The sequence below is a fragment of the Vibrio sp. SG41-7 genome (assembly GCF_014164465.1).
In the GTDB taxonomy this organism is placed as follows: domain Bacteria; phylum Pseudomonadota; class Gammaproteobacteria; order Enterobacterales; family Vibrionaceae; genus Vibrio; species Vibrio splendidus.
On sequence record NZ_JACJFF010000077.1, the window covers coordinates 1 to 23,138 of the forward strand.

Annotated in this window: 20 protein-coding genes, 1 tRNA gene and 2 pseudogenes; 22 read left to right on the plus strand and 1 reads right to left on the minus strand. The window is 43.8% G+C overall.

The genetic code is table 11. The features are described from left to right. Positions 1-454 precede the first annotated feature (454 nt). The 18 genes from aspS (at position 455) to H5300_RS18165 (ending at position 18,290) form a co-directional block, all read left to right on the plus strand. Positions 455-2,227 carry an aspartate--tRNA ligase gene (gene aspS, locus H5300_RS18080; protein ID WP_004736469.1) on the plus strand — a complete coding sequence of 591 codons (1,773 nt, stop codon included), beginning with the start codon at positions 455-457 and terminating at the stop codon, positions 2,225-2,227. Positions 2,228-2,438: 211 nt separating this feature from the next. Next, a complete protein-coding gene (ruvC, locus tag H5300_RS18085; RefSeq protein ID WP_004736470.1) occupies positions 2,439-2,960 on the plus strand; it encodes a crossover junction endodeoxyribonuclease RuvC in 522 nt (173 codons plus the stop codon). A gap of 193 nt (positions 2,961-3,153) precedes the next feature. Further along, positions 3,154-4,614 (plus strand): methyl-accepting chemotaxis protein, encoded by a 1,461-nt coding sequence (locus H5300_RS18090; protein ID WP_182796552.1) that lies wholly within the window; start codon positions 3,154-3,156, stop codon positions 4,612-4,614. Positions 4,615-4,706: 92 nt separating this feature from the next. After that, complete coding sequence (gene ruvA / locus H5300_RS18095) at positions 4,707-5,318, plus strand: Holliday junction branch migration protein RuvA (protein WP_017076435.1); 612 nt, start codon at positions 4,707-4,709, stop codon at positions 5,316-5,318. Between the two features lie 103 nt (positions 5,319-5,421). Then, positions 5,422-6,438: a Holliday junction branch migration DNA helicase RuvB gene (gene ruvB / locus H5300_RS18100; RefSeq protein WP_182796553.1), complete on the plus strand. Its 1,017-nt coding sequence runs from the start codon at positions 5,422-5,424 to the stop codon at positions 6,436-6,438. 552 nt (positions 6,439-6,990) lie between these two features. Then, the gene (gene cydA, locus H5300_RS18105) at positions 6,991-8,577 is read left to right on the plus strand and encodes a cytochrome ubiquinol oxidase subunit I (protein WP_004736475.1); all 1,587 of its coding nucleotides are present in this window, start codon (positions 6,991-6,993) and stop codon (positions 8,575-8,577) included. Positions 8,578-8,590: 13 nt separating this feature from the next. After that, positions 8,591-9,727: a cytochrome d ubiquinol oxidase subunit II gene (gene cydB / locus H5300_RS18110; RefSeq protein WP_017078181.1), complete on the plus strand. Its 1,137-nt coding sequence runs from the start codon at positions 8,591-8,593 to the stop codon at positions 9,725-9,727. A 31-nt stretch (positions 9,728-9,758) separates the two neighbouring features. Then, complete coding sequence (gene cydX, locus H5300_RS18115; RefSeq protein WP_000270284.1) at positions 9,759-9,866, plus strand: cytochrome bd-I oxidase subunit CydX; 108 nt, start codon at positions 9,759-9,761, stop codon at positions 9,864-9,866. Beyond that, positions 9,859-10,161, plus strand: coding sequence for a cyd operon protein YbgE (gene ybgE, locus H5300_RS18120; protein ID WP_004736478.1), 303 nt, complete (start codon positions 9,859-9,861; stop codon positions 10,159-10,161). The genes cydX and ybgE overlap by 8 nt, the downstream gene beginning before the upstream one ends. 172 nt (positions 10,162-10,333) lie before the next feature. Then, the gene (gene ybgC / locus H5300_RS18125; protein ID WP_017078182.1) at positions 10,334-10,771 is read left to right on the plus strand and encodes a tol-pal system-associated acyl-CoA thioesterase; all 438 of its coding nucleotides are present in this window, start codon (positions 10,334-10,336) and stop codon (positions 10,769-10,771) included. Beyond that, positions 10,761-11,444 (plus strand): protein TolQ, encoded by a 684-nt coding sequence (gene tolQ, locus H5300_RS18130; protein WP_004736480.1) that lies wholly within the window; start codon positions 10,761-10,763, stop codon positions 11,442-11,444. The genes ybgC and tolQ overlap by 11 nt, the downstream gene beginning before the upstream one ends. A gap of 3 nt (positions 11,445-11,447) precedes the next feature. Then, entirely contained in the window at positions 11,448-11,891 is a 444-nt protein-coding gene (gene tolR, locus H5300_RS18135; protein ID WP_004736481.1) for a protein TolR, read from the plus strand. Positions 11,892-11,904: 13 nt separating this feature from the next. Next, positions 11,905-12,972, plus strand: a complete 1,068-nt coding sequence (gene tolA, locus H5300_RS18140; protein ID WP_182796554.1) for a cell envelope integrity protein TolA — start codon at positions 11,905-11,907, stop codon at positions 12,970-12,972. 12 nt (positions 12,973-12,984) lie between these two features. Then, a complete protein-coding gene (gene tolB / locus H5300_RS18145; RefSeq protein ID WP_017083928.1) occupies positions 12,985-14,337 on the plus strand; it encodes a Tol-Pal system beta propeller repeat protein TolB in 1,353 nt (450 codons plus the stop codon). 110 nt (positions 14,338-14,447) lie between these two features. Next, positions 14,448-14,990, plus strand: a complete 543-nt coding sequence (gene pal / locus H5300_RS18150) for a peptidoglycan-associated lipoprotein Pal (RefSeq protein WP_004736484.1) — start codon at positions 14,448-14,450, stop codon at positions 14,988-14,990. A 33-nt stretch (positions 14,991-15,023) separates the two neighbouring features. Further along, a complete protein-coding gene (ybgF, locus tag H5300_RS18155; protein WP_151416768.1) occupies positions 15,024-15,812 on the plus strand; it encodes a tol-pal system protein YbgF in 789 nt (262 codons plus the stop codon). Positions 15,813-16,022: 210 nt separating this feature from the next. Further along, positions 16,023-17,084, plus strand: coding sequence for a quinolinate synthase NadA (gene nadA, locus H5300_RS18160; RefSeq protein ID WP_017092162.1), 1,062 nt, complete (start codon positions 16,023-16,025; stop codon positions 17,082-17,084). A gap of 174 nt (positions 17,085-17,258) precedes the next feature. Continuing rightward, the gene (locus H5300_RS18165) at positions 17,259-18,290 is read left to right on the plus strand and encodes a potassium channel family protein (protein ID WP_108156093.1); all 1,032 of its coding nucleotides are present in this window, start codon (positions 17,259-17,261) and stop codon (positions 18,288-18,290) included. 76 nt (positions 18,291-18,366) lie between these two features. Here H5300_RS18165 and H5300_RS18170 read toward each other — a convergent pair whose 3' ends face one another. Next, the gene (locus H5300_RS18170; protein WP_017083925.1) at positions 18,367-18,936 is read right to left on the minus strand and encodes a UPF0149 family protein; all 570 of its coding nucleotides are present in this window, start codon (positions 18,934-18,936) and stop codon (positions 18,367-18,369) included. A gap of 171 nt (positions 18,937-19,107) precedes the next feature. On the opposite strand from H5300_RS18170, the pseudogene H5300_RS18175 reads away from it, so the two are divergent. From H5300_RS18175 to H5300_RS18190, 4 genes and pseudogenes are all read left to right on the plus strand, one after another. Continuing rightward, a pseudogene (locus tag H5300_RS18175) lies at positions 19,108-21,560 on the plus strand (ATP-binding protein). Between the two features lie 248 nt (positions 21,561-21,808). Then, positions 21,809-22,258, plus strand: a complete 450-nt coding sequence (locus H5300_RS18180) for an L-alanine exporter AlaE (RefSeq protein ID WP_004736492.1) — start codon at positions 21,809-21,811, stop codon at positions 22,256-22,258. A 180-nt stretch (positions 22,259-22,438) separates the two neighbouring features. Continuing rightward, positions 22,439-22,529, plus strand: a tRNA-Ser gene (locus tag H5300_RS18185). Between the two features lie 254 nt (positions 22,530-22,783). After that, positions 22,784-23,023 (plus strand): annotated as a pseudogene (locus H5300_RS18190) (sodium/glutamate symporter); the annotation flags it as partial. Positions 23,024-23,138 lie beyond the last annotated feature (115 nt).

Genomic DNA, 23,138 nt, shown 5'->3' on the forward strand with positions numbered 1-23,138 from the left:
CCAGCGAATATCAGTTAGCATTGTTCTTGGCATGGTATTGGTTATGGTTTTACTTTTGGCGAAGCAAATTATAACTCTTTACCATGCTGTTCAAAAAACACTCACGAAAGATCAACACGCCCTAGGCTACTTCCCCCTCGCCGCGATTAAAACGCTTTTATCTCGAACAAAATTTAACCACGAAAGGTCAACGCGCCCTAAAATCTACTGTACGAGAGTTTTGCTGATTAAGGTACTTTCGAGATATAATTAGCGCAATTTTTTCGGTTTTGATGAATCTTTGCGCACTTGATGGGCTAAAAAGCAGCAAAGCCAGATAAAACACAATAAATTCGAATGTGGAAGGTCGATTTTAAACGAGTTTCCGCGTATAAATGTTCCTTTGCTCTGTTATGTGGAATGACCACTGACAGCTTGGAAACTAGTAAATAATTAAGAGATTGGGAAATTCATTATGCGTACCCATTACTGTGGTAACCTGAACAAGTCCCTGGCGGGACAAACTGTAGAATTGTGCGGCTGGGTAAACCGTCGCCGTGATTTAGGCGGTCTTATCTTTATCGATATGCGAGATCGTGAAGGCGTCGTTCAGGTTGTTGTCGATCCAGATATGAAAGATATCTTCCCGATCGCTAACCAACTGCGTAATGAATTCTGTATCAAATTTACTGGTGAAGTACGTGTTCGTCCTGACAGCCAAGTAAATAAAGATATGGCGACGGGTGAAGTTGAGCTTTACGCAACTGGCCTAGAGATCATCAACCGTTCAGAAGCGCTTCCACTAGACTTCAACCAAACGAACTCTGAAGAGCAGCGTCTTAAGTACCGTTACATCGATCTTCGTCGTCCAGAAATGAGCGATCGTATCAAGCTTCGTGCACGTGCTTCTAGCTTCGTTCGTCGTTTCCTAGATGAGAACCTATTCCTAGACATCGAAACACCAGTACTAACGAAAGCGACACCTGAAGGCGCTCGTGATTACCTAGTACCAAGCCGTGTTCACAAAGGTAGCTTCTACGCACTTCCTCAATCTCCTCAGCTGTTCAAACAATTGCTGATGATGTCTGGTTTTGACCGTTACTACCAAATCGTTAAATGTTTCCGTGATGAAGATTTACGTGCTGACCGTCAGCCTGAATTTACTCAAATCGATATCGAAACATCGTTCATGTCTTCTCAAGAAGTGCGTAACATCACTGAGAAGCTCGTTCACGATATGTGGAAAGAGCTTCTAGATGTTGAACTGGGCCAATTCCCAGTTATGCCTTTCTCTGAAGCGATTCGTCGTTTCGGTTCTGATAAGCCAGACCTACGTAACCCACTAGAATTAGTAGACGTTGCTGACTTGGTTAAAGACGTTGAGTTCAAAGTATTCTCTGGCCCTGCGAACGACGAAAAAGGTCGCGTAGCGGTTATCCGTGTACCAGGTGGCGCTAAGCTAACTCGTAAGCAAATCGACGGTTACGCAGAGCATGTAGGTATCTACGGCGCGAAAGGTCTAGCTTGGATGAAGGTTAACGACCGTGCTGCTGGCATGGAAGGTATCCAATCTCCAGTTGCTAAGTTCCTAAACGAAGACGTGATCAACGGTCTTCTTGAGCGCACTCAAGCTGAATCTGGCGATATCATCCTATTTGGTGCAGATAAAGCGAACATCGTTGCTGAAGCAATGGGCGCACTTCGTATCAAGCTAGGTGATGACCTAGAGCTAACAGATAAGAAAGCGTGGGCTCCACTTTGGGTTATTGATTTCCCAATGTTCGAAGAAGATGGCGAAGGCAATCTTCACGCTATGCACCACCCATTCACATCACCACTTGGTGTGAACGCGGAAGAGCTAAAATCGAACCCAGCAGCAGCTAACTCTGATGCCTACGACATGGTAATCAACGGCTACGAAGTCGGCGGCGGTTCTGTACGTATTCACAGCGCAGAAATGCAAACGGCTGTATTCGGTATCCTAGGTATCGAAGCTAAAGAGCAACAAGAGAAGTTCGGTTTCCTACTTGAAGCACTTAAGTACGGTACGCCACCACACGCAGGTCTAGCATTCGGTCTTGACCGTTTAGCAATGCTTCTTTGTGGTACAGAGAACATCCGTGACGTTATCGCATTCCCGAAAACAACAGCTGCAGCATGTCTGTTAACAGACGCGCCAAGCCTAGCAAACCCAGCATCACTGGAAGAGCTAGCAATCGCTGTTAACTTAGCGAAGAAAGAAGACTAATCAAACGATTAAGCTCAACTTTCTAATCAAGCAGTGAGTTTTCGATAGAGCTTAAGTCTTAGATAGCACTTAAACTTTCAACAAAACTTAGTTTTTGATAGAATTTTTTCTTTCGCAGAACAACGAAATGCCCGTTAATTTGACGGGCATTTTTTTTTGCGTTCGATATACTAAGCTCATAAAGCATGTATAAATAATCAGTATTGAAGTTATGTCTATTATCTTAGGGATTGACCCTGGCTCTCGCATTACCGGCTATGGCGTGATTCGTCAAAATGGCCGCCATCTATATTACTTAGGTAGTGGTTGTATTCGCACTTCCGAAAAAGAACTGCCAGGTCGCTTAAAGCAAATCTATGCGGGCGTTAGTGAGATCATTACTCAGTTTCAGCCTGATGTATTCGCGATCGAACAAGTGTTCATGGCGAAGAATGCCGATTCAGCACTTAAACTTGGTCAAGCTCGTGGTAGTGCGATTGTAGCAGCGGTGAATGCAGATTTACCTGTACATGAATATGCGGCTCGTTTGATCAAACAAGCGGTGACAGGTAATGGTGGTGCTGATAAGTCGATGGTTCAGAACATGGTGATGAGCATGCTCAAGCTACCTGCCAAACCACAGGCTGATGCTGCCGATGCTCTCGGCGTAGCAATCACTCACGCTAACACCAATAAAACCTTGGTTGCACTGGCAGGTAAAGCGACAGGTGCGAGAAAAGGACGCTACCGTTAATCCCCCATCGCTTTCTAGAAGTTTTCTTTCGATGAGCCTTACGCCCTGTTTGGCTCATATCAAAACAATACGCCTCTAAATCCTTGATGAAATGAGATCTTTCGAACATAACCCAGATAATAACATTGCGTATCATTTAACATGTTATTAACATTGGTCAGAGGTCTTACAAGTTAATCAAGGATGATCACTGATGAACCCAATCAAGCTGTGGCGCGCGCTGTTTCTACCTAAAAGCAATGGGTGGAGTAACAACGAAGTCAGACAAGCCGATATCTTATTACTCTTCACTTTTATCGCATTCTTCGTGGGTGTCTATAGCTTAATCAAGTGGACTAAGCACGAAGAGCAACTTCTGATCGCCACATCTGTATTTCTTATCGTATTCGAACTGATCTCTGCACTGCTACTTCGTGTAACGAGTAAGCCGAGCCTTGCACTTAACTTTGGTTTTGTCGGCATGGCGGTACACGCGTTGAACATCATTTATCAAAGTGGTGGGGTTGTGGCTTCCACTCAAGCTTATTGGGTGCCGTTGTTAGTGGTCGCTTTCTTCTTGTCAGGAACACGAATTGTGGCTTTGGTGTGGAGTGGACTGGTTATCGGTGTTTCATTAGTGATGACCTCAGCACATATCAATGGATTTGCATTTCCCCAGCTTGAGTTAACCCCTGATGCGGTAGTGGTAGAAACTTGGTCTGGTGTGATTATGCCGCTGGTGGTGATCTGCATTGCCCAAGCCTTTACCGCTAAGCAAAAAGAGGTGGCAATCGAAATGGCAGAGGATGCGATTTCAGAAAGCCAATACGTTGCCAACCAAGCGACGCAAAGTGAAGGTCGACTTTCTATTGTCCTTGACCAAGCTAACTCAAACTCTGAAAGCTTACAGGGCGTATCTGTTCATTTAGACCAGCAGTCGCAAGATCTGCATGCTCAAGTTGAGGTGTTGAACATCAATTGTGAATCTCAGGCGAGTGCAGCAGAACAGATGAGCCAACAACTACATCAAATGACTCAAGGTATCGAAGAATCCAATTCATTTGTGGGTGAACTGAAAGAGCGCAGTGAAGCGGTTGGAACCAAAGCGCAAAAGAGCTCCGAGTCATTAGAAGCCTCAACCAGTGCAATCAGCCAGATCATTCAAAGTAATCAAGAGATCATGAAAGTCGCCGATTTGATTACTTCCGTAGCCGAACAAACCAACCTATTAGCACTCAACGCAGCAATTGAAGCCGCTCGAGCCGGTGAACAAGGACGAGGTTTTGCTGTGGTGGCCGATCAAGTGAGAGAGCTATCAGCGAAAAGCAGCCATTCAGCGATAGAGATTCGAACTTTGTTAGACCGGAGTAAAGAAGAAGTGGAAAACGGTCGAGCCATTATTGAAACTACGGCGAATGAAATGAACGGTATCATATCTGAGGTTCAAACCATTTCTACTGATGTTAATCAGCTCACCAATATTATGGCGATGCAGATGAGCTCACTGAAAGAACTCGATCTCGCGAGTTCAGAGGTGGCGCAGAGTGTTGCAGAAACTAAATCAGTATCGGGTTTAGTGGCTAATTATGGTTCTGAATTAACAGGCCATGTTACTTCGGTAAAAGAACTGGTTGAAAGCCTGAATAGTGTGGTTTCCCAAGCTAAGCAAGCTTAAATAAATCACCTTAATAAACACAAAGAACTGGATAAGCATCCAGTTCTTTTATATTCTGTCCGTCAAATAATATTCCATCAAGAGAGTGAATTGTGATCGGACGCCTACGCGGTACATTAATAGAAAAACAGCCACCAGAGTTGCTAATCGAAGTCAGTGGTGTTGGTTATGAAGTACAAATGCCAATGAGCTGTTTTTATGAATTACCAAACGTTGGCGAAGAGGCAATTATCTACACTCACTTTGTCGTACGCGAAGATGCTCAGCTACTTTATGGTTTTAACACCGTTAAAGAGCGTGCCTTGTTCCGTGAAGTGATCAAAGCGAATGGTGTCGGTCCTAAGCTAGGCCTAGGCATACTTTCAGGCATGACCGCTAGCCAGTTTGTTCAGAGTGTTGAACGTGAAGATATCTCTACGCTAGTTAAACTTCCGGGTGTGGGTAAGAAAACCGCAGAGCGTCTTGTCGTTGAAATGAAAGACCGCTTGAAAGGATGGGGCGCAGGTGATCTGTTTACGCCTGCGACGGATGCAGCGCCAATGGACTCTATGCCAACGGTTCACGATGCTGAAGAAGAAGCAGTAAGCGCATTACTTGCACTGGGCTATAAACCAACTCAAGCCTCTAAAGTTGTTGCTCAAGTGGCTAAAGATGGCATGACAAGTGAACAATTGATTCGCGAAGCACTAAAGTCGATGGTTTAATACCTCATATACTTGTTCTACAAAATAGACTCATTCACTTTGCCTTTACACAGAGTCAAGAAGCGCAGAGTCAGGAAGAGCAGAGTTAGGAATAACAGAATTTATGATTGAAGCCGATCGCCTGATTGCACCGGATAGTCCGGTCTTTAAAGATGAAGATGTCATTGATCGCGCAATACGCCCTAAAGCACTTGCCGACTATCAAGGTCAGGACCACGTTCGTAACCAGATGGAGATTTTCATTCAAGCCGCTCAAATGCGAAATGAAGCTCTGGATCATCTGTTGATTTTTGGCCCTCCCGGTTTAGGTAAAACCACGTTGGCAAACATCGTTGCCAATGAAATGGATGTAAGCATCCGTACCACTTCAGGCCCTGTTCTTGAGAAAGCCGGTGACCTTGCGGCTCTACTGACTAACCTTGAAGAAAATGATGTGCTGTTCATTGATGAGATCCACCGTCTAAGCCCAGTGGTTGAAGAGGTGTTGTATCCAGCAATGGAAGATTACCAATTGGATATCATGATTGGTGAAGGCCCTGCGGCACGTTCTATCAAGATTGATCTTCCTCCTTTCACTTTGATTGGCGCAACCACTCGCGCTGGCTCACTGACGTCTCCGTTACGTGACCGTTTCGGCATTACCCAGCGTCTTGAGTACTACAAAGTCGAAGATCTTCAAAATATCGTTCAACGCAGCGCGGATTGCCTTGGCTTATCTCTGGAGTCTGAAGGTGCATTAGAAATTGCTCGCCGTGCGCGTGGTACACCACGTATTGCTAACCGTTTACTACGTCGTGTTCGTGACTATGCGGAAGTGAAAGGCAATGGACATATTTGCCCAGATGTTGCAGATAAAGCACTCAACATGCTAGACGTTGACGCCAAAGGTTTTGACTACATGGATAGAAAGCTTCTGCTTGCGATAATGGAGAAGTTTGGCGGTGGTCCGGTTGGTATCGACAACATGGCAGCTGCGATTGGTGAAGAGAGAGACACCATTGAAGATGTGTTGGAGCCTTACTTGATTCAGCAAGGTTACTTACAAAGAACGCCAAGAGGTCGAATCGCGACCGACAGAGCGTATTTACACTTTGGAATAGATAAACCGTCTAATCGTTAAATTATTCATTTTCAAAGATCCCAGTTGCATAAGCGCTGGGATTTTTTGCTTTTTATTGAATAACAACTCTTTGAGCGATTCGATAAAAAGGCTGAATAGCCTCTGTCAAAAATGAAAACTTTGATTGCAGGTTTGATTTAGCTAGCAAAAAATGAAATAAGTTGTCATATTTTTTGTTAATACTTTATAGGTAGTTGTAATTCGTATGTTGAAGTGGTGCTGAGCTTTTGTCACAGATATCATGCGCTGTTATTAACAGAGGCTAAATTGGTGTGATTTTAATCATGATTGTACAAAAATAACTCTAATTTGCTCGAATAAAATTGATACAAATCAACGCAAGGTTCTCCTATAAACCTTTTGAAACATACTGATTTTACCAGTAATATTAGCGCCAGCTATATTAGCTCATGCTTAACAATAATCTAACTATAACGGTACGTTTTTGCTACAAATTTCAATTTGTAATAACAATTACACAAATTGTTTTAACATGGATTTTTGCGGTGAATAATCACACAAGTGTCATTCAGCCGACACAAAGGAGTTACCATGATTGATGTTGTTGATCTGTCGCGATTGCAATTTGCATTTACAGCGATGTATCACTTCCTATTTGTTCCACTGACTTTAGGTATGGCATTTCTACTTGCCATTATGGAGTCAGTTTATGTAATGACTGGCAAGCAAATTTACAAGGACATGACTAAGTTCTGGGGTAAATTGTTTGGTATTAACTTTGCTCTTGGTGTAGCGACAGGCTTAACCATGGAGTTCCAGTTCGGTACTAACTGGTCTTACTATTCTCACTATGTTGGCGACATCTTTGGTGCTCCGCTGGCTATCGAAGCGCTTGTTGCATTCTTCCTAGAGTCTACTTTTGTTGGTCTTTTCTTCTTCGGTTGGGACAGATTGTCGAAGCGTCAGCACTTAGCGGTAACGTGGTTAGTAGCTCTTGGCTCTAACTTCTCAGCGCTTTGGATCTTGGTAGCGAACGGCTGGATGCAAAACCCAGTGGGTGCGGAATTTAACTTTGAAACCATGCGTATGGAAATGGTGAGCTTCGCTGAAGTTGTCCTAAACCCAGTAGCGCAGGTTAAATTCGTACACACAGTAGCGTCTGGTTACACTACGGGTGCAATGTTCATCCTTGGTATCAGCTCATACTACATTCTTAAAGGTCGTGACCTTGCCTTTGCTCGTCGTTCTTTTGCGATTGCAGCATCTTTCGGTATGGCGGCGATCTTGTCAGTAATCGTACTAGGCGATGAATCTGGTTACGAGCTTGGTGAAGTTCAAAAAGTGAAGCTCGCTGCGGTAGAAGCCGAGTGGCACACTGAAGAAGCACCAGCAGCATTTACTGTTTTTGGTATTCCAAACCAAGAAACAATGAATACTGACTACGCAATTAAAATCCCATACGTAATGGGCATCATTGCAACGCGTTCTCTTGATACTGAAGTAACGGGCCTACGTGACTTACGTGATGATCACGTTGATCGTATCCGCACTGGTATGTACGCATACGAGCTGCTTGAAAAGCTACGTTCAGGTGATAAGTCTGAAGAAAACATAGCAGCGTTCGACGAAGTGAAAGGTGACCTAGGTTACGGTCTGCTTCTTAAGCGCTACACAGACGACGTTGTTGATGCAACAGAAGACCAAATCCAAATGGCTGCGGATGATTCTATCCCAACTGTTTGGCCTCTATTCTGGTCATTCCGTCTGATGGTTGCTTGTGGCTTCATCATGCTGTTTGTATTCGGTGCGGCGTTTGTTCAAACGTGTCGTCAGAAGATCGAACAGAAACCATGGGTACTTAAAGCGGCGCTATTCTCAATCCCACTACCTTGGATTGCGATTGAAGCAGGTTGGTTCGTTGCTGAGTTTGGTCGTCAGCCATGGGCGGTTGGTGAAATCCTACCGGTTAACGTTGCTGCATCAGCACTGACTATTGAACAGCTTTGGACTTCTCTATTCGCGATTCTTGCACTGTACACAGTGTTCTTGATTGCTGAAGTTTACCTAATGCTGAAATTCGCACGTAAAGGTCCAAGTAGCTTAAAGACAGGCCGTTACCACTTCGAACAAAACGATAACTCTGTTGAAGACAAAGTTAGCCGTTCAGTCGAAGTATAAGTGAGGGAATATTATGTTTGATTACGAAAGCTTACGACTTATTTGGTGGGTATTGATCGGTGTTCTACTGGTTGGTTTCGCCGTAACTGATGGCTTCGATATGGGTGTTGCAGCTCTTTCTCCTGTTATCGGTAAGAGCGACACTGAACGCCGTATTATGCTAAACACGATTGCCCCTCACTGGGATGGTAACCAAGTTTGGCTTATCACTGCGGGTGGTGCATTGTTTGCTGCATGGCCACTGGTTTACGCAACGTCGTTTTCTGGTTTCTACTTCGCAATGTACGCGACGTTAGCAGCGCTTTGGTTACGACCACTCGCTCTTGATTACCGCTCTAAGATTGAAGATCCAAAATGGCGTAAAACTTGGGACTACGCACTTTGCTTTAGTGGCACAGTACCACCAATCATTTTCGGTGTGGCATTTGGTAACCTACTACAAGGTGTTCCATTTGAACTGAACGAATTTATGATGTCTAAGTACCATGGTACGTTCTTCGCTCTGCTTAACCCATTTGCATTGCTTTGCGGTGTGTTGGCTCTGATGTTGTTCGTGATGCAAGGTGCAACATGGCTTCAAATGAAGACAACAGAAGAACTGCACAGTCGCGCTCGTAACGTTGCTCAGATCACTGGCTTAATTGCTATTGCTCTGTTCATTATTGGTGGCTTCTGGGTTCAGTCTATTGAAGGCTACGTAATCACTAGCACGATGGACACGTTTGCTGATTCAAACCCACTAAACAAAGAAGTATCACTTCAAGTTGGTGCTTGGATGACAAACTTCGAAACGTATCCAGCAATGTGGGCTGCACCGATTCTTGGTGTAGTAATGCCTCTGCTTGCTGTGATTGCATCTCGCTTTGAGCGTGGTGGTTTCGCATTCTTGTTCTCAAGCCTATCTAACGCTGGTGTTATTTTAACGGCTGGTTTTGCAATGTTCCCATTCGTAATGCCATCAAGCCTGAACCCTAGCCATAGTTTGACTATGTGGGATTCAACAGCGAGTGAGCTAACGCTTGGTCTTATGACCGGAGTTGCGGCGGTAATGGTTCCTGTGATTCTTGGCTACACAACTTGGACATACTACAAAATGTTCGGTCGTCTAGATAAGAAACACATCGAAGATAACGACGTTTCAGCTTACTAAGCTAGAAGTTAAATAACTTAGGAGAAATTTTATGTGGTATTTCGCATGGATTTTGGGTGTACTTCTAGCATGTGCATTCGGCATCATCAATGCTCTATGGTTAGAGCATTCAGAAATGATGGATAAAGACAGTGAGTAATCTCGCGGAGCAAATCGCTAAACTGCATCAACCAATGGATAAGACTCTGTTAAGAGCTTTATCCCTCATATTGGGTTTCATGCATGTTGGTTTAGTGATGTGGGATCCTGAAGCGTATGCGACAAGCATCGGTGGCTTTAACGCGATCATCGGGCCAATGTTCATTTGGGCAGTGTGCTCAAGCATGGTTTACGGTATCGGATTTAAGCCTAGAGCTTGGATGTGGCAGCTACTGTTTAGCCCATACGTTTCACTCACAATTTTGCTCTACCTAACGGTGTTGCGCCTTTTATAAAAGGCAGAAGATTTAGGTTCATAACGACGTGAACCTTTATACTTGTTGGGTTTTTAGCCAAAAAGAGGTCATCTTATACAGATGGCCTTTTTTTTCGTCTATTAAATCAAAAAATTCACAGCGATATACTATTAATGATAAGGAGTTAGGTTATAGTGAGATCTTTATCGTTTTGGATTGTGGTATCAAATTGCAGGGAATATCTAAGCCATTTACGTGGCCAGTGACAGTGTATTACGAAGACACCGATGCAGGTGGTGTCGTATACCATTCAAACTATCTTAAGTTTTTCGAACGCGCTCGAACTGAGATGTTGCGCTCAATTGGCGTCTCTCAGCAAGTCTTGTTAGAACAAAATATCGGTTTTGTAGTCCGACATATGGACATTGATTTTATTCAAGGTGCGCGACTTGATGATTCTTTACAAGTCATTACAAATATTTACGAGTTGAAGCGAGCTACCTTGGTCTTCTGTCAAGAGATCGTAAATCCTGATGGCAAGGCATTGTGTAAAGCAATGGTTAAGGTAGCATGTATCGATAATCAAAAAATGAAACCCAAAGCAATGCCAACATTTATTCTCACGGAGCTAACGAATAGTGACTGCTGAAATCTCAATCTTAGGCCTAATTTTAGAAGCTAGCTTACTAGTTAAAATGGTCATGCTGATTCTTATGGGCATGTCTGTTGTTTCTTGGGCAATGATCATAAAAAGAAGTAAAGTATTATCTCAAGCTTCTAAACAAACTGACGTATTTGAAGATAAGTTCTGGTCAGGCGTTGATCTCGCAAAACTGTACCAAGAGAGCAATAAGCGCAAAGACGAGCTTTCTGGTACTGAAGAAATTTTCTACGCAGGCTTTACTGAGTTTGCTCGCCTTCGTAAATCGAATGCAACATCTCCTGACTTCATTATGGAAGGTACTGGCCGTGCAATGCGCGTAGCGGTTGCCCGTGAAGTAGACGAGCTAGAAACCAACTTACCTTTCCTAGCAACGGTCGGTTCTATCAGTCCATACATCGGCCTATTTGGTACGGTTTGGGGCATCATGCACTCATTCATCGCATTAGGTGAAGTGAAGCAAGCGACATTAGCAATGGTTGCTCCTGGTATTGCAGAGGCACTGATCGCGACAGCAATGGGCCTATTTGCTGCAATTCCTGCTGTTATGGCTTACAACCGCTTTAGCAGTCGAGTCGGTAAGCTAGAGCACAACTATGCGACTTTCTCTGAAGAGTTCCACAGTATTCTTCACCGTCAAGCGATGGCTGGCAGGGAATAATAGATGGCCGGATACCAACCTAAAAAACGCAAAATGACAGCAGAGATTAACGTTGTACCTTACATCGACGTTATGCTTGTTTTGCTGATTATTTTTATGGTGACTTCGCCATTCGTTACTCAAGGTGTAGACGTTGAATTGCCTAAGGCTTCAACGGCTCAGTCTGCACAAGATCTATTGGGTGACGACAATGCGAGCTTTATTATCGTTGAAGTGAACAAAGACGGTGAGCTTGGTTTGAGTGTGAATAACGAAGAAGTACAGCGTGGCTTATCAATGGAAGACATTATCGTCCGAGTGAAAGCCGAGCTGTCTCTTAAGCCAAACTCTCCAGTAGCGGTTGGTGGTGATGCCGCAACGCCTTACGCTGAAGTGGTTTTATTACTTGATGAATTAAGCCGTGCAGGTGTGCCAAAGGTTGGCCTATTAACGGATATAAGGGAATAGCTCCGTAGCATTCATGAAAGCGAATAATAAGAAATCCAATAATTTTAGATCACCGCTTCTTATCTCTCTTGGGCTGCACGTCATCTTATTCGTTGCGCTTATTTGGGGGGCGGATTTCACAATGTCGGAACCAAAGCCTACTGGGCAGATGGTTCAAGCCGTGGTGATTGATCCTCAGTTGGTTCGCCAACAAGCTCAACAGATTCGTCAACAAAGAGAAGCGGCGAGTAAGAAAGAGCAAGAGCGTCTAGACAAACTAAGACGCGAAAGCGAACGACTTGAAAAAAATCGTAAAGCTGAAGAAGAGAACATTCGAAAGCTGAAAGAAAAGCAGTCTAAGGAAGCGAAAGCCGCTCGCGAAGCTGAAAAGCGTCGAGTTGAGAATGAAAAACAACGTAAAGTTGAAGAGGCTCGTTTAAAGCAAGAACAAAAGAAAGCCGCTAAAGCAGAAGCTGATCGTAAATTGAAAGAAGCAGCGGTTGTGAAAGCGGAAAAAGAGCGCAAAGCCAAAGAAGTGGCGATAGCTAAAGCTGAACAAGAACGCGTGGCAAAAGAAAAGGCCGCGAAAGAAGCTGCAGATAAAGCTCGTAAAGAAAAAGAAGCCGCTGAACGTGCTGAAAAGCAACGTATAGCTAAAGAGAAAGAAGCGGCAGCCGCAGCGGAGAAAGCGCGCAAAGCAAAAGAAGCTGCAACAAGAGCTGAAAAAGAGCGTAAACAGCAAGAAGCAGCATTGAACGACATCTTTGCTGGGCTGGAGACTGAATCGACTCAAAACTCTTCAGCAAGACAACAGTTTATTAGTGATGAAGCACAGCGTTACGGCGCTATTTATACCCAACTGATTCAGCAGAACCTGTTGTTAGAAGACAGCTATAGAGGACGCTCATGTCGAGTGAACCTTAAGCTGATTCCAACGGGCTCTAACGCGATATTGGGTAGCTTAAGTATCTTAGATGGCGATAGCCGTTTATGTGCAGCAACCAAGCGTGCAGTGGCACAAGTGCAATCTTACCCGTTGCCGAAAGACCCAGACATTGTGAAATCACTGAAAGACATTAACTTAACTGTATCACCAGAGTAAAAGGACGAACTTGTGTTAAAGAAACTATTACTGAGTTTTGTTTTCTTAATAGCTACAAGCAGCCAGTTTGCACACGCGGCACTGGAGCTGGTTATTACAGACGGTATTAACTCCGCAAGACCTATCGCTATTGTCCCTTTCCGTTGGGAAGGCGCAGAGCCATTGCCACACGATGTATCAGCGGTTATTGCTTCTGACTTACAACGCAGTGGTAAATTCAGCCCAGTTGCAACAAGCAAAATGCCACAGACGCCTTACAGCGAAAGTGAGGTGGATTTTGATGCTTGGACTAACTTAGGCGTTGATTCATTGCTAACAGGTAGCATCACTAAAAATGCCGAAGGGCAATATGTAGTCAACTATCAACTGATCGACATCGTTCGTGGTCAACTGACCAAAGGACAAAGCCGTGCGTTAAGTGATGAGGGCCAACTGGTACTTTCCAAAGACCACGTGTTGTTCAATAAGAAAGCGACAGTTCCTGGTAAACGCTTGAGAGAGTATGCACACCGTATTTCTGATTTAGTTTATGAAGAACTGACTGGTGAAAAAGGTGCGTTCTTAACTCGTATTTCTTATGTGGTAGTGAACGACAAAGATAAATACCCATACCAGCTTCGTGTTGCTGACTACGATGGGTTTAACGAGCGCTTGGTGCTTCGTTCTAAGCAACCACTAATGTCACCTGCATGGTCACCAGACGGTAAAAAGCTTGCTTATGTGAGTTTCCAAAATGGCCAAGCTGAAATATTTATCATGAATATTTACACGGGTGAACGTGAGAAAGTAACGTCATACCCTCGTCATAATGGTGCGCCAAGATTCTCGCCAGATGGTAAAACATTGGCATTGGTATTGTCTAAAACAGGCAGCCTTCAGGTGTACACACTTGACCTTGCTAGCCGTAAGCTGACTCAAATTACTCGTGGCCGTTCTAATAACACGGAACCATTCTGGCACCCAGATGGCAAGTCTCTTATTTTCACATCGGATCGTGGTGGTAAACCACAGATTTATAATGTAAATTTGTCCAATAATTCGACATCTCGTATTACTTGGCAAGGTAGCCAAAACTTAGGTGGCCAGATCACCCCTGATGGTCGATTCCTAATCATGGTTAATCGTAGCAACTCAGGTTTTAACTTGGCTAAGCAAGATTTGGAAACCGGTGCGGTTCAGGTGCTAACAAAGACATTGTTAGATGAATCTCCAAGTATTGCACCGAATGGAGGTATGGTTATCTATAGCTCTATTTATAACAAAACTAACGTACTATCGATGGTTTCTATCGATGGCCGTTTTAAAGCTAGATTACCGGCAACCAACGGTCGTGTAAGAGCGCCTGCATGGTCTCCGTTCCTCTAGCGAAGTGATACATTCTTTTAGCTATTGATAGTGTTAACTATTGTGGCAATTAACTATCTATAGCACTTAGTCGCTGTAGAAACTAAGTTTGATAACGTAAGGAAAAAAAGATGCAACTTAACAAAGTTCTTAAAGGCTTGATGATTGCACTACCAGTGATGGCAGTAACGGCATGTAGCTCAACTGATGAAGCAACATCTGCAACTTCAGGTACTGAAAGCAACCAAACAACTTCAGGTTCAGAAGGCAACGTAGACACAACTGTTGTAACGCCAATTGATGCTAACGCTCAACTGTCTGAGCAAGAGCTTAAAGAGCAAGCGCTACGCGAAACTCAAACAATCTACTTTGCATTCGATAACTCTACTATCGCTGGCGACTACGAAGAAATTCTAGCAGCTCACGCAGCTTACCTAAGCAACAACGTTGACATGAACGTTACTATTGAAGGTCACGCTGACGAACGCGGTACTCCTGAGTACAACATCGCACTTGGCGAGCGTCGTGCACAAGCTGTAGCGAAATACCTACAAGCTCTAGGTGTTCAAGCAGACCAAATCTCTATCGTAAGCTACGGTGAAGAGAAGCCACTTCTTCTAGGTCAATCTGAAGATGTGTACGCTAAAAACCGTCGCGCAGTACTAGTTTACTAATTTTAGTAGACTATATAATTGAGGAATTGCCTCATGTTCAGTAACACAAAGCGAGTCATTTTGCTTTCGTTACTGGCAAGTGCAGCGAACACTACGTTCGCTGCACCAGCTCCAGTATCCGATCTCAATAGCACCGCAACCAATTCATCATCTTCCTCTCGAGCAGCGTCTGCATCTAACGAATCAGATATTGAGCGTTTAGAGCGCCTGCTTCAAAATCGCAATCTCGTTCAGCTTCAAATGCAACAGCAAATCGACGACATGGCACTGGAGATCAGTGAACTTCGTGGTGAGCTGGAACGAAACAGCTACGATATGAAGCAAATGCTAGAGCGCCAACGCGAACTGTTCATTGAACTGGATCGTGTGAGAGGCGAGGTGAAAGCAGCAGGAACAGCAACGGTAACAGTAGCGGCGAGCGAAGGCTCTAAAGACGCTTCTGGTACGTTCAGTACTGATGTGGATGAGCAAACCGCTTATCAAAATGCTGTAGATATGATTCTAAAACAACGAGACTACACGGGTGCTATCGCAGCATTTCAAAAGTTTCAAAAAGACTTCCCAGATTCAACCTTCACACCTAACTCACACTACTGGTTAGGTCAGCTTTATTTTGCTAAGAAGCAAGATAAAGAAGCCGTGAAGAGCTTTGCCGCTGTTGTGTCATACAAAGACTCAAATAAGCGAGCAGATGCACTGGTTAAGCTTGGTGACATAGCTGCACGCAACAACAATGCGGCGCAAGCTAAGAAATATTACCAACAAGTCGTTACCGAGTACCCAAACAGTGCTTCGGCTAAAGTGGCTAAAACCCACTTGTAAAACAAAATAGGGGTGCTCAGGTACCTCTTTTTTATACCTGATCGCTCCCGTTTGGTGTCTACTTATCTTCTTTATGATGCCAACACATCGCCTTGTTTATGCGTTTTAAGCATTAGCTAGTCACTACTTGCAACCAATCCTTTTTGATCCTCATCGCTGTCCTGTGTAGAATACTCTAATCCTCGGAAGAAGTTGCGTAGAGCAAGAGCAATGAGTCATATACTAGATAAAATCGATACAGTTTACCCGTTTCCGGCAAAGCCAGTTCCATTGAGCGACGCTCAGAAACAGGCCCACATCGCAAACATCAAAAAACTACTTCAAGAAAAAGATGCAGTTCTAATTGCACACTACTACACCGATCCTGAAATTCAGGCTCTGGCAGAAGAAACTGGTGGTTTCGTTGGCGATTCATTAGAAATGGCTAAGTTTGGTAACCGTCATTCAGCAAGCACTTTGATCATCGCTGGTGTTCGTTTTATGGGTGAGTCTGCAAAGATCCTTACCCCTGAAAAACGCATTTTAATGCCAACGCTTGAAGCTGAATGTTCACTTGATCTTGGCTGTCCTGCGGATAAGTTTACAGAATTTTGTGATGCTCACCCCGACCACACCGTAGTTGTATACGCGAACACCTCTGCGGCTGTTAAAGCACGTGCAGATTGGGTCGTTACGTCGAGCATCGCTTTGGAAATTGTTGAAAGCCTAGACGCTGAAGGCAAACCCATTATTTGGGGCCCAGACCGTCACCTAGGTTCTTACATCGCAAATCAAACTGGCGCTGACATGTTGCTTTGGCAAGGTGAGTGTATCGTTCATGATGAGTTCTCAGCTGATGCTTTGAAGAAAATGAAATCGGTATACCCAGAAGCGGCTATCTTGGTTCACCCAGAATCACCAGCAAGCGTGGTTGAGCTGGCTGATGCTGTGGGTTCAACAAGCCAACTGATCAAGAAAGCGAAAGAGCTGCCTCATCCACAGATGATTGTCGCGACAGACAAAGGTATCTTCTTTAAGATGCAGCAATTGGTTCCTGAAAAAGAGCTGATTGAAGCGCCGACTGCAGGTGCTGGTGCAACGTGTCGCAGCTGCGCACACTGTCCTTGGATGGCTATGAATGGCCTTGAAGCGATTGAAAATGCACTAGAGCATGGTGGTAAGCAACACGAAATTTTCGTTTCTGACGAACTACGTGTTAAGTCTCTTATCCCATTGAACCGCATGCTAGATTTCGCTGAACAGCTTAATGTGCAGGTAAAAGGTAACGCGTAAGCCGTTCTTTTATCTAACCAACAAAAAACCAGCCGATAGTGCTGGTTTTTTTGTACCTGAAGATAGGTCTACAATATCAATTTTGTGGTCATGTATCTTTTTCTGATGATACATCTTGTTGATATCGCGTATTTTTTCTAGCATGTAACTAAGAGATTAAGATTTGAGGCTCGAATGATAATCTGGTTACAACTCAAACGCTGGATCAAAGCAAACATCTTTGTTTTGAATGGCAAAAACTTACTGTTCACTTTTCTTGGCTACATAGTTCTATCGTGGTCGATGCTGTATTTGGCGGGTGAAACAGATTTAACCAGTTCGGTTACCGTATTTGCTTACTACTTGGTGGTGACGGCTTCTACAGTTGGTTATGGTGATTTGTCACCGACCACGGCTGCGGGGCAGTGGATAGTCATTCTATTTGTGATTCCGGGTGGACTCAGCCTTTTTGCCGCATTACTCGGTAAAGTGGCAACAGAAGGTGTTGAATATTGGCGAGCGGGCTTGCTAGGGAAAAGGAGAGTTAGAGTGGACAACCACATTTTGATGTTGGGGTGGAATGAACAAAGAACTATTCACCTCATCCGCATGCTGCAACACGAAGAAACGGGTAAGCGACCAATCGTATTATGTACTCGTTCAGATATCGAAAACCCGTTACCCGGTGAAATCAATTTCGTCAAAGTAAACAGCTACACAGATGGCAAAGAGATGGAGAAAACGGGTATTGAGTCTGCGAGTTGCATCCTGATTGATAACCCAGAAGACGACATTACCCTGTCTGCAGCACTTTACTGTGCTAACCGAAATCCGAAAGCTCACTTACTGGTTTATTTTAAAGATGAAGCGTTGAGCGACCTGCTACACAAACACTGTCCAAACTCTGAATGTATTCCGGCTGTGGGTGCAGAGATGCTAGCAAAGGCTGCGGTAGACCCAGGTTCAAGTGCGCTTCATCAAGAGTTATTGAGCTCAACAAGAGGTATGACACAGTATTCAACGTATTTCCCTGAAGACGCTGAGCCTGTCACCGTCGCGCCTATTTTCTCTGTGTTTAAAGAGAAGTACAAAGCAACGCTGATCGCGATTGATACGGGGAGTGGTATAGAACTTAACCCAGAACTAGACCAAGTTGTCAGCAGCGGTAATAAACTATTTTATATCGCCGACGAGCGAATTGATGACTTCGATTGGAAAGGCTTCTAGAGCTACTATTTTAATCTCGTCCAACAACGAAAAAAGGCCTCATTGTGAGGCCTTTTGGGTATGTATACAGCTAACTTTATTGAGCTTCAGCCAGTGCAATACCACGCTGCGTTAATCCGCAAAGCATTACAGGAACAGCGTTGAAGATCTCTTCAAATTGCTCTAGGCCTTCGATGCCTTGCTCTGCAAGTGTCGCAATTGACGTTTCTGGATCGTAAAGCATGCTCAGTGAAAGCAACACACCGCCCACGAGTGCGTTGTCTTCGCTTTCTTCAGGCATCAATGTTTCCCAGTCATCACGGGCGATCTGCCAGCCTTGAAGTAAGCCTTCACAGAAATCGCGAGCAGCGGTATTCACCACTTCTGCATCATCCAATTGGCAAGCTTCAGGCCAAACCCACGTTCCTTCAATTAGCTCAGGACGTGTTTTATTCCAAAGCGTGATGATAACTTCAATGTAGCTCTCTAGCTGCTCACCATCCGTAAAAGGCGCGACTTCTTCGCCACCCCATAAGAACGGTAGCCACTCATGAGGGGTTAACACATTAGGTGCCGCAGCCATTGCAGTGACAAATCCCATTGTTTTGTGTTCTGTGATTAGCTTTCCTTCCAACTCTGGAAGCGCAAGAATATCTTGTAAAGTCAAAGTGAGGTACCGTAAAAGGGAACATATTTGCGCTTATAGTACCAATGAACTTGTGCCAATCAAGCTTCAATCTAAAAAGGCTTGATGTCATGGATGATAAACACTAGGTTTAACAGAAAAGAAAACAATAAAAGAATTATGCAGATACGGTCGTCTTTAAAGAAAAAAAGTATGGTAGCGCTTGGGTTATACCTTGCGATGTTTATTGCCATTGTCGGTAGTGTGACGTATTACGTCGTAGAATCCCCTGTGCGCGCCAAATTACAACAAAACCTCGACTTGCGTACGCAATTTTATCCGCATTGATTACAGAGCCGCTCAGCAGCTCTCAAGGCTTTGTTGATAGTCTAGTTGGCTTTGCTCAAGCGCATCGTAACGGTGATGATGTTATTCCGCTCTTTAAATTCATGTTGGCGGCGAGCGACGATACGATCGTCAGTGCTGGAATTTGGCCTGAACCTTATGCGCTTGACCCTAAAAAGCTTCTTAACAGCCACTTTTTCAATAAAGCCGACGATGGAAAAATTGATCAGCTTTTTTCTTATAACAATCCTAAAAACACCCCTTATCAAGAAGAGTATTGGTACACCTCTGTAGTCAACAAAGAACAAGGAACGATCTCTTGGAGCGATGTCTATATCGACCCATACACACACGTTCGAATGATTACCGCTTCATCGCCTTATTATTACGACGGCATTTTTGCCGGTGTTGCCACGGTGGATCTCTCGCTCGAAGAGCTGCTTGGCTTTATTAAGAACCACGCCGAAGAATACAATCTTGGCATTATGCTCAGAGATAAACTCAATCAAGTGTTAGTTTCGCATAACTTCAATCTCGTTGAAGGGATCTACATCAGTAGCAATCAATTTGGTGATTTCGGTTGGCAAGTGGATGTAGTTAATTCTAAGTCACGTGTAGCAGACGAAGTATTTCGTCAGGTGATGAGTATTGAGGGCGGTATTGTTCCGCTATTGCTACTTTGTGTGATGGCGGGCTATTACTTATTGAACCGTTATTTGATTAGTCCAATTACAACGATTGCCGCACAGCTAGATAGCTCGAAAGCAGGCGAAATCATAGATGTTGACTACTCAAGTGAAGACGAAATTGGTCACTTGATTAAAACGTTCAACGAAAAGACCATTTATCTTGAAGCGGAAAAGGTTAAAGCTCAGGCATCCACCAATGCAAAAACCGCTTTCCTTGCGACCCTGTCACATGAAATTCGTACCCCTATGAATGGGGTATTGGGTACTGCTCAGATCCTATTAAAAACGCCTCTAAATTCTGAACAAGAGAAGCATCTTAAGAGTTTGTATGAGTCTGGTGATCACATGATGACCCTGCTAAACGAAATCTTAGACTTTTCGAAGATCGAGCAGGGAAGGCTGGATCTTGATGAGACTCGCTTCCCACTCGATTCGATCATCGGCAGTATCAACAGTGTCTACTTCACACTCTCTTCAGAGAAAGGGCTGCAATTCAAAGTGTATTCTGAGGTGCCTTCTGGTCGTTGGTACTTCTCAGATAAAGCACGTCTACGACAAATCTTGTTTAATCTTTTGAACAACGCGGTGAAGTTTACGTCCAGAGGCTTTGTCGAGGTGTACTTGAAAGAAGTCATAGAGGGGAGTGACACCTATCTTAGTATTCGAGTTCGCGACACCGGAATTGGTATTTCTAAGGAGGCTCAAAAGCGTATTTTCAAACCTTTCGAACAAGCGGAGTCTTCCACAACAAGGCGTTTTGGCGGTACAGGCCTTGGCTTAGCGATAGTGAAGAAAATTGCCCAACTCATGGATGGTAGTATTACCGTCACCAGTGAAGAAGGGATAGGCACGAGCTTTGATGTTCGCTTGAAGATTCAGCCATGCCAGCCTGGCGAGATAGAGAGCTTGCCACATAAGAAGTTGGACTACTCAGGCTTAAAAGTATTGATTGTCGAGGATAACCGAACGAATACGGTGATCATTGAAACCTTCATGAGCAGCAAAGGTTTCACTTGTAAGAGCGTCGAAAATGGTGAACTTGCAATACAAGCCGTGGTTGCCGAGCGCTTTGATTTGGTACTCATGGATAACCATATGCCTGTGATGGATGGCGTTGAATCAACCACTGCGATTCGTGCTTTGATAGGTGATGTGTCATCGGTACTGGTATTTGGTTGTACGGCTGATGTCTTTAAAGAGACTCGCGAACGTATGCTGGGGGCGGGTGTGGACTACATTATCGCTAAGCCGATTGATGAGCGTGAACTGGATGATGCCTTGTTCCGCTATTCAAATAAGCTTTACCAATACCATGAAGTAAAAGCGGATGCTCTCGAAAGCCAAGATGTAAAAAAACACGACTCGAAAAGTAAAAGCGAGTCACTGCCTAAACCTGATCTGCGAAATAAAGATAACACCGAAGAGCTATTGGTGACGCTGTATGTGGCGCTAGAAGACAACAACCTAGAACTGATTCAATTTGCACTAGAGAGTCTACGTGCCCACGTTGAACCTATGAACAACGCTGAACTTACTGAACAAGTCGATAAAGCGCTAGAGCAGGTTTCTTTAGGAGCACCACCTACACAAGATGTCATTAATATCATTACCGTAAATCTACCGATGGCTTAAATGTTGTTTAATTACGGTAAGTAAATGACGAATTGTCCAATATTTGACCTTGGTTTGATTTTTTGGTGGAAGCTACTGCATTTTAAGAGGTTTTTGGTTGTTAATTTACAACTTGATTTTTAATTTGGAATGTATGACTGCTAATCTTATGATTTAATAGCGACATTATCTGGTAGGGTGTAAATACACCTTGTTTATATGTTACTAATTCACTCAATAGGCAGTGATATATTTTAGGTTTGGCGTCGATGAAGTCTCGTGGTCCATTTTGTATTCGAAACGCAGCTGCGGATACATTTGCTATGGTCGTTTTCTGTTTTATTTCAGGCATGATCGTAGAAGTGTTTATTTCTGGTATGACATTTGAGCAGTCTCTCGCTTCTCGAACGTTATCTATCCCAGTGAACATTGCTATTGCTTGGCCTTATGGTCTTTTTCGTGATTGGTTTTTACGTAATGGTGCAAAGCTTTCACAAAGTTCGTTGATGAAGAATATTTCTGACCTTTTAGCTTACGTGTTGTTCCAGTCGCCTGTGTATGCCGGTATTTTATTGGCGGTGGGTGCTTCAAGCGACCAGATCGTTACGGCTGTAACCAGTAATGCGGTTATCTCGTGTGGTATGGGCGTACTTTATGGCTACTTCTTAGATATGTGCCGTAAATGGTTTCGAGTTCCGGGCTACTATCAACAAGCTTAAGAAAAGCAACAAGCGTAAGTGCAGCGAAAGAATGAAATTTGGTTTGTTTTTGATCTAATGAGTTAATTTGTAATCGAACAAACTGAAAAAGGCACTTTTTTTGACAAAGCCCCTTGACCAAAGCAAGCAGAATCAATAAAGTAGCGCCTCGTTGAGTGACAAGCTCAACACTCAATTTGTGGAAGGATGGCTGAGTGGCTTAAGGCGCTCGCCTGGAAAGCGAGTATACGTTTATAGCGTATCTGGGGTTCAAATCCCCATCCTTCCACCACTATTCAAAACCCTAGCAGAAATGCTGGGGTTTTCTCGTTTTAGAGCCCCTATATTTCACGTCATCTACATCCACCCCTAGTATCAGTTCCTTTAATCATTTCTTTATAGTTATTTCCTCTATTAATGGCGTCGCAGACTGAACCATATTTGGTGTTTTTATCATCGATAACCGCTTGATCTTTTGGTATGAATCTAGATTATTAATAGTACGAAATATTATTAATAATCTAACTATTAGGAATTCATTACCCCATGACAGAAATCCTAGTTTCTCCAATGCTCTCTTTTACTATCGCGATTTCGTTACTGTTTATCGGTAAAGGTTTGATTGAACGATCTGAAGTATTAAGAAAGTATTCACTACCAGAGCCTGTGATTGGTGGCTTTGTTTGTGCTGCAACCGTAGCGGCGCTTTACTATATTTTTGAAATCCAAATCACCTTTAGCCTAGATGTCAGAGACTTTTTACTTCTCTACTTTTTTGCGGCTTTGTTGCGTAATTCAATGGAACTAAATCAAGAACCTACGATCTGATCAGCTACCTCCACCCTCTCTCGTAGCCCTATGCCTAAGCCTCGTTACAAAACAACCAACTGGAAGCAATACA

What these genes read in the sequence shown, in the direction of transcription:
- nadA (WP_017092162.1), top strand. Translation starts at nt 16,023, where the DNA reads ATGAGTCATATACTAGATAAAATCGATACAGTTTACCCGTTTCCGGCA.
- aspS (WP_004736469.1), top strand. Translation starts at nt 455, where the DNA reads ATGCGTACCCATTACTGTGGTAACCTGAACAAGTCCCTGGCGGGACAA.
- pal (WP_004736484.1), top strand. Translation starts at nt 14,448, where the DNA reads ATGCAACTTAACAAAGTTCTTAAAGGCTTGATGATTGCACTACCAGTG.
- ruvB (WP_182796553.1), top strand. Translation starts at nt 5,422, where the DNA reads ATGATTGAAGCCGATCGCCTGATTGCACCGGATAGTCCGGTCTTTAAA.
- H5300_RS18180 (WP_004736492.1), top strand. Translation starts at nt 21,809, where the DNA reads ATGAAGTCTCGTGGTCCATTTTGTATTCGAAACGCAGCTGCGGATACA.
- cydX (WP_000270284.1), top strand. Translation starts at nt 9,759, where the DNA reads ATGTGGTATTTCGCATGGATTTTGGGTGTACTTCTAGCATGTGCATTC.
- ruvC (WP_004736470.1), top strand. Translation starts at nt 2,439, where the DNA reads ATGTCTATTATCTTAGGGATTGACCCTGGCTCTCGCATTACCGGCTAT.
- cydA (WP_004736475.1), top strand. Translation starts at nt 6,991, where the DNA reads ATGATTGATGTTGTTGATCTGTCGCGATTGCAATTTGCATTTACAGCG.
- tolR (WP_004736481.1), top strand. Translation starts at nt 11,448, where the DNA reads ATGGCCGGATACCAACCTAAAAAACGCAAAATGACAGCAGAGATTAAC.
- tolA (WP_182796554.1), top strand. Translation starts at nt 11,905, where the DNA reads ATGAAAGCGAATAATAAGAAATCCAATAATTTTAGATCACCGCTTCTT.
- H5300_RS18165 (WP_108156093.1), top strand. Translation starts at nt 17,259, where the DNA reads ATGATAATCTGGTTACAACTCAAACGCTGGATCAAAGCAAACATCTTT.
- ybgF (WP_151416768.1), top strand. Translation starts at nt 15,024, where the DNA reads ATGTTCAGTAACACAAAGCGAGTCATTTTGCTTTCGTTACTGGCAAGT.
- cydB (WP_017078181.1), top strand. Translation starts at nt 8,591, where the DNA reads ATGTTTGATTACGAAAGCTTACGACTTATTTGGTGGGTATTGATCGGT.
- H5300_RS18090 (WP_182796552.1), top strand. Translation starts at nt 3,154, where the DNA reads ATGAACCCAATCAAGCTGTGGCGCGCGCTGTTTCTACCTAAAAGCAAT.